Annotated in this window: 5 protein-coding genes and 1 pseudogene; 3 read left to right on the top strand and 3 right to left on the bottom strand. The window is 70.7% G+C overall.

Annotated elements, in window-relative coordinates; all coding sequences use genetic code 11:
- Positions 1–17 precede the first annotated feature (17 nt).
- A complete protein-coding gene (locus ADL15_RS27760; protein ID WP_067697315.1) occupies positions 18–785 on the bottom strand; it encodes a YlbL family protein in 768 nt (255 codons plus the stop codon).
- Positions 786–871: 86 nt separating this feature from the next.
- Between ADL15_RS27760 and ADL15_RS27755 the strand changes: the two genes are divergently transcribed.
- Entirely contained in the window at positions 872–1,810 is a 939-nt protein-coding gene (locus ADL15_RS27755; protein ID WP_067697313.1) for an alpha/beta fold hydrolase, read from the top strand.
- A 20-nt stretch (positions 1,811–1,830) separates the two neighbouring features.
- On the opposite strand, the gene ADL15_RS54485 is transcribed toward ADL15_RS27755, so the two are convergent.
- On the bottom strand, positions 1,831–3,033 hold the full coding sequence (locus ADL15_RS54485; RefSeq protein WP_232344369.1) for a lamin tail domain-containing protein: 1,203 nt from the start codon (positions 3,031–3,033) through the stop codon (positions 1,831–1,833).
- 45 nt (positions 3,034–3,078) lie between these two features.
- On the opposite strand from ADL15_RS54485, the gene ADL15_RS27745 reads away from it, so the two are divergent.
- Positions 3,079–3,855 carry a pentapeptide repeat-containing protein gene (locus ADL15_RS27745; RefSeq protein ID WP_232344367.1) on the top strand — a complete coding sequence of 259 codons (777 nt, stop codon included), beginning with the start codon at positions 3,079–3,081 and terminating at the stop codon, positions 3,853–3,855.
- Between the two features lie 9 nt (positions 3,856–3,864).
- Positions 3,865–4,851: pseudogene (locus tag ADL15_RS27740) on the top strand (TerC family protein); the annotation flags it as partial.
- Positions 4,852–5,085: 234 nt separating this feature from the next.
- Here the strand turns inward: ADL15_RS27740 and ADL15_RS27735 are convergent.
- On the bottom strand, positions 5,086–6,198 hold the full coding sequence (locus ADL15_RS27735) for a translation initiation factor 2 (RefSeq protein ID WP_067697307.1): 1,113 nt from the start codon (positions 6,196–6,198) through the stop codon (positions 5,086–5,088).
- Positions 6,199–6,206 lie beyond the last annotated feature (8 nt).

Genomic DNA, 6,206 nt, shown 5'->3' with positions numbered 1-6,206 from the left:
GGGTTGGGTGGGTGCGGTTAGCAGGGGGTGGGGGTGCCGCCGGTGGTGTAGGTGCGGAGGGCTGTGAGGGCGTCCGTCACGGTGGCGACCTTGGCCAGGGTGAGACCCGGGACGGTGTTGCGCGAGGCTTCGGCGCAGTTGGCGGCCGGGACCAGGAAGAGCTCGGCGCCGTCGGAGCGGGCGCCGACGAGTTTCTGGGGGATGCCGCCGATCGGGCCGACCTTGCCGTCGTCGTCGATGATGCCGGTGCCCGCGATGATCCGGCCGCCGGTGAGATCGGCCGGGGTCAGCTTGTCGATGATGCCCAGGGTGAAGATCAGGCCGGCGCTCGGGCCACCGATCTTGTCGAGGTCGATGGCGACGGTGAACGGCGCGGTCTTCTCGGGCGGGTAGCCCAACTCGCGCAGGGCGACCTTCTCCGCGCTGGTCTGCGACGAGGTGAACTGCTCGGCGTTCTGCGTGTCGACCTGCTTGGTGGTCTTGTCGGGCGGGAAGACCACACTGCGCGGCACCAGCGCGCGGGTGTCGTCGAACCAGCTGCTGGCCGCCTCGCCGAGGCCGACGTCGGTCTGCACCTCGACCGTGGTCATCCGCAGCTGCCCGGCGGACACCGAGGCCTCCGTGCCGGTCACGGTGATCACCTGCTTGCCGTCCTTGCTGCCGAGCACGTCGATGGTGGGTCCGGGCTCCAGCACCACGTACGGCAGTGGGAGCAGGCCGGCACCGGCACCGAGCAGCGCGGTGACCACGGCGCCCGCGATGACGGCGACACCACGACGATTCATGTCCGCGAGCGTACCGATCGGGATCGGCGGGGTCGGAGGACCATGGCGCCGGGCTTAAGATCCGCCCGAGTGCGAGGAGCGACCTGATGACCGACCTGCCACTGCCGGTGCACTACAGCCGGCGTGCGGCGCTGCGCCACCGCGCCGCAAACCCGCGAGGCCTGCCACCGGGCGCCAAAAAGCCCGGCATCGAGCAGCCCGGCATCGAGCAGCCCGGCATCGAGCAGCCCGGCATCGAGCAGCCCGGCATCGAGCAGCCCGGCATCGAGCAGCCCGGCATCGAGCAGCCCGGTGGAGGGAAGCCCGGCATCGAGCAGACAGGCGCCGAGCAGGGCGGCGCCGAGCGGGCCGGTGGAGGGAACGCCAAGCTGCCGGTGGTGCTCGTGCACGGGACCAACGGGCGATCAGTTTCGGACTGGTTCACGCTCGCGCCGTTGCTGGTCAACGACGGGCGGGACGTCTTCCCGTTCGACTGGCGCCGGGCCCGGCCGGTCGGGGACGTCAGCGCCACCCACCAGCACGCCGTCGAGCTGGCCGCGTTCGTCGGCGAGGTCCGGGCCGCGACCGGTGCGGAGCGGGTCGACCTGGTCGGGCACTCGTGGGGCGCGGTGCTCGGGCAGTACCTGGTGCGCTGCCTGGACGGCGACGCGGCCGGGTCGGTCCGGTCGCTGGTCGGGCTGGCGCCGACCTACGGCGGGACCACGCTGCACGGGGTGCTCCGCCGTCCGCAGCACCTGCCGGCCGGAGTGCGGCGCTGGCTGGACGCCAAGATCCCCACCTGGGTGGAGCAGATCCCGGACTCCGCGGTACTGCGGGCCATCCAGGCCGCCCCGGCGCCGCCGGGAGTGCGGTCCACCACGATCGTCACCCGGTACGACCAGATGGTCACGCCGTACCGGGCGTCGTTGCGTGCCGTCCCCGGCGCGACCCCGGTGGTGCTGGACCGGCGCGCGGTGGTCGGGCACCTGGGGATCCTGCACCACCCGGCGGCGCTGAGCCGGGTCCTCGCCGCCCTGCGGGACTGATCCCGGCGGCGAGGCGCGCCTCAGCAGGCGGTGTATCCGCGGCCGGCCGACGACCAGGAGCAGGTGTCGATCGTCTTGCCGCCGCTGCTGCGCAGCGTGGCGGCGTCGCCGCCGTTGTTCCAGATGTGGCCGGTCCGGCCCCAGAAGCGGGTGCTCGCGGTGTTCGACCCCTTTCCGGTACGGATGAGCACGCTCTTGCCGGCCCCCAACCGGAATGTGCTGAACGTGTAGGTGTTCCCGGCCCGGTCCCGGACCGTCCAGCCGGTGAGCGTGGTCGTCACCCGGGTCTTGTTGGTGAGCCTGACGTATTCACCGTTGACGCTGGCGTTCTTCCGGGTGTCGGTGCCCGCCGCGTTGTACCGGATCCGGGTGAACCGGACCGAGCCCACGGCCGGCGCGCTGGGCGTGGCCGCCTGATCCGGATCGGTCCAGGTGGGGGCGGGCACCGGGGTGGCCCCGGTCGGCGCCGGTGTGGATCCGGCCGTGCCGGCGACCGTCACCTTCGTGGTCGCCGAGTACCCGGCGACCACGAAGTTCTCCGGGTCGGCCCAGTCGCCGCCGGTGCTGATCCAGGCGCGGTAGGCCGGCGTGCCGCCCGGCTGGCCGGTGGCCGTCGCGGTGTACGAGATCGGCGACTCCCCGATCCTCCCGGACACGACCTTGGTCCAGCCGCCGTTGGTGTACCGCTGGATCGTCACCGGCAGGGTCGGCTCACCGGGGTTGACCGTCACGGTGAAAGCGGCCGTGTTGTCCGCGCTCGAGGTGACCTTGAGCTCCGGTACCACCCGGACCGCGGCGTACCGGCGGTTGGAGTACCCGTCGTCGGTGCCGACCATCATGATGTGGCCGGAGTCCAGCGGCCGCTTGATGCTCCAGTGCCCGCTGCTGTCCGCCTTGGTGGTCAACGCCGGCCAGGGCCCGGTGTCCGAGTGGCTGTAGTCGTTCGCCGGGTGCTTGGCCAGCTGCGCCTTGGTGTCCTTGGCGCCGTAGACGTACGCCTCCTCGTAGAGCGTGACGACGTCGCCGGCCTGCGCGGTCCCGGACAGCGTGATCGGGTGGTCGGCGTCGTACCCGGTGGCGATCGGTATCCGGTTGAACGTCGGGAGCTGTGCCGCGAGCGCCGGTGCCGGACTGATCAGCGCGGCGGCGCCGAACAGGCCGAAGGCACCGGTCAGGCCGATGAGGGAGAGTGCTGGGCGATGCTTGTGGCAGTCCTCGGTCATGACCTTCGAAGCTATCGAGGAGTCGTGCCGGAGAATGGCAGTTCTATGGAAACCAATGAGATGCCCCGGCTGGAAGCCGACTGCTCACGCTGCGCGGGGCTCTGCTGTGTGGCACCGGCGTTCGCCAAGTCGTCGGACTTCGCGGTGAACAAACCGGCCGGGCAGGCCTGCAAGAACCTGGACGACGACTTCCGCTGCCGGATCCACGAGGAACTGCCGGAGCGCGGGTTCCGCGGCTGCGTGGTGTTCGACTGTTTCGGCGCCGGGCAGCGGATCACTCAGGAGACGTTCGGCGGGCAGGACTGGCGGTCCACCCCGAAGATCGCGGGTGGGATGTTCGCCGTGCTCCCGGTGATGCGGCAACTGCACGAGCTGCTCTGGCTGATCGACGAGGCGTTGCGGCTGGACGAGGCGCGCAAGCTGCACCCGAAGCTGCGGGCGGCCCGCGACGAGATCGACGCGGTGGCCGGGCGACCGGCCGCAGAGCTGCGCGGGACGGACGTGGACTCGTACCGGAAAGGGGTTGTGCCGTTGTTGCGCCGGGCCAGTGAGCTGGCGCGAGCCGGCGCCGGAGGCCGCCGCCCGGACCACAGCGGCGCGCAGTTGATCGGCAGCCGGATGCGCGGGGCCGACCTGCGCGGGGCGAGTTTCCGCGGCGCCCTGCTGATCGGCGCCGACCTGCGCGACGCGGATCTGCGGCGGGCCGATTTCACCGGGGCGGACCTGCGGGGCGCGGACCTGCGCGGCGCCGACCTGACCGGCGCGCTGTTCCTGACGACATCACAACGGCGAGCCGCAGTGACCGACACCGATCACCTCTAAGCTGAGCCGATGCAGCAAGTGTCCCCTCTGGTGTGGCTGTTGACGGTTCTCGGGATCGTCGGTCTGCTGCTTTTCGACTTCTTCGTCCATGTCCGCCGCGCGCACGTGCCCCGCCTGCGCGAGGCGGCGACCTGGACCTCGATCTACGTGGCGATCGCGATCCTGTTCGGCGTCGGTGTGTGGATCTTCGGTGGCTCGACCATGGGCGCCGAGTACTTCGCCGGGTACGTCACCGAGGAGGCGCTCTCGGTCGACAACCTGTTCGTCTTCCTGCTGCTGCTCGGCAGCTTCAAGGTGCCCCGGGCCGATCAGCAGAAGGTGCTGCTGGTCGGGATCGCGGTGTCGCTCGTCGCCCGGACCGCGTTCATCCTGCTGGGCGCCGCGCTGATCAACTCGTTCGCCTGGATCTTCTACCTGTTCGGGCTGATCCTGCTGCTCACCGCGGGCAACCTGGTGCGCGGCACGGGCCAGGAGGAGGACGAGACGCCGGACAACGTGGTGATCCGGCTGGCCCGGCGGGTGCTGCGGACCTCCGACGAGTACGACGGGGACAAGCTGGTCACCCACCGCGACGGCAAGCGGGTGCTGACCCCGATGCTGCTGGTCATGGTCGCGATCGGCGGCACCGACATCCTGTTCGCGCTGGATTCGATCCCGGCCATCTTCGGGCTCACCCAGAACGTCTACCTGGTCTTCACCGCGACCGCGTTCTCGCTGCTCGGGCTGCGGCAGCTGTACTTCCTGATCGACGGGCTGCTGGACCGGCTGGTCTACCTGTCGTACGGGCTGTCCGCGATCCTGGCGCTGATCGGCGTGAAGCTGATCCTGCACGCGCTGCACCAGAACAACGTGCCGTTCATCAACGAGGGCGAGCACATCGGGGTCATCGAGATCCCGACAGCGGCCTCACTGGCGATCATCGTGGGGGTGCTGCTGCTCACCGTGGTGGCGTCGCTGCTGAGCCCGAAGGGCCGGTTCCGGACGTACACCGCGGCGGCCCGGCGCCGGGCCGTGGAGTTCCTCGAGGTCGAGAAGGACCCGGCGTACTGCGACGAGGTGTACCACCGGCTGCTCGACGAGGAGAAGCACCTGCGCTCGCTGCCGGAGCGGTACCAGGACCGGATCCGGCAGCAGGACGACCTGATGAACCTGCTGCGCCGCGCACACCAGGTGCACGCGGAGCGGGTCGCCGCCGGGAGCTGCTTCGTGCCGTCGGAGCCCGCGGAGCCGTCAACGGCGTGAGTGCGGGTCCTCCGACCGGTTCAGGTAGGTGGACAGGTTGGTGGTCCGGCCCTCGAGCCGGGTGAGCCCGCTCTGCTCCTCCTCGTCGTCGGAGGACGACATCAGGCTGGCCACCCGGGCCGCCAGCGTCGACGCGCGGGAGGCCAGGTCGGGCTGCGAATACCGGGAGTCCAGCTCGGCGCGCTTGGCCTCCTCGGCGCGCATGGCGTCGGCCTCCACGCCGGGGCGGGCCACGTATCCGCGGTTGCCCGAGGTCGGCATCGACGAGATCGGCACCGAGGACACCGGGATGTCCTGTTCGTAGCCCTGGTCCTGGTAGACCGGCTCCTGGTATGCCTGCTCCTGGTAGACCGGCTGCTGGTAGGACTGCTCCTGGTAGTTCTGCTCCTGGTACACCGGCTCGGCGTAGACCGGCTCCTGGTAGCCCTGCTGCTCCTGGTAGGCGGGCTGGTCCTGGTAGGCGGGCTCGGTGTAGGCCGGCTCGTCGTAGGTGGCCTCGGCGTAGATCGGCTCGGCCGGCTCCGGCTCCGGGCCCGGCACCTGCACCGAACCGAGCAGCGACACCGTCTGCCCCTCGCCGCCCTGGTAGTTGCTGAACTCCGGGCCGATCACCAGCCGGGACAGCATCCGGGCGTGCGCCGGCGCGACACCGATCTCGGTGGCGTTCTCCACCCGGAACCGGGCGATCGCCTGGCGCAGCACGTTCGCCAGGCGGTCCGCGTCGCCGACCGTGGCCAGGTCGCCACCGGCGAACACCAGGGCCGGGTAGCTGCCCTCGGGGCCGTTGCAGACCAGCTGGATCTGGGTGACCGTGGCGGTCCGGCCGGTGTCCCGGTTGCCCGGCTGCACCCGCAGGTGCTGTGGCCAGAGCCAGAACAACTCGCCGCTACTGAGCGTGTTGCCGTCCGCATACGTATAGCGAACTCGCCGGTCGGTGACGAGAACCTCGGTCTCCTCCGGCAGGGTCCATCGCGGCAGCGAGGAGGCCTCGTCGAACGCATACTCGGCCACGGCGCAGCGGCCGCGCCAGAGCACCCGCTCGCCGCTGTCCAGCGGACCGGGGTCAATACCCGGGGCTGACAGGAAGTGCTGGTGGAACATGGTTCCCT

Source organism: Actinoplanes awajinensis subsp. mycoplanecinus, from assembly GCF_001509495.1.
In the GTDB taxonomy this organism is placed as follows: domain Bacteria; phylum Actinomycetota; class Actinomycetes; order Mycobacteriales; family Micromonosporaceae; genus Actinoplanes; species Actinoplanes palleronii.
The sequence above is the reverse complement of the archived record's forward strand: the minus strand, read 5'-3'. Positions and strand labels throughout refer to the sequence as shown.

Bases quoted from the DNA above. Each gene is read 5' to 3' on its own strand.
- ADL15_RS27760 (WP_067697315.1), bottom strand. From the start codon at position 785: ATGAATCGTCGTGGTGTCGCCGTCATCGCGGGCGCCGTGGTCACCGCG.
- ADL15_RS27755 (WP_067697313.1), top strand. From the start codon at position 872: ATGACCGACCTGCCACTGCCGGTGCACTACAGCCGGCGTGCGGCGCTG.
- ADL15_RS54485 (WP_232344369.1), bottom strand. From the start codon at position 3,033: ATGACCGAGGACTGCCACAAGCATCGCCCAGCACTCTCCCTCATCGGC.
- ADL15_RS27745 (WP_232344367.1), top strand. From the start codon at position 3,079: ATGGAAACCAATGAGATGCCCCGGCTGGAAGCCGACTGCTCACGCTGC.
- ADL15_RS27735 (WP_067697307.1), bottom strand. From the start codon at position 6,198: ATGTTCCACCAGCACTTCCTGTCAGCCCCGGGTATTGACCCCGGTCCG.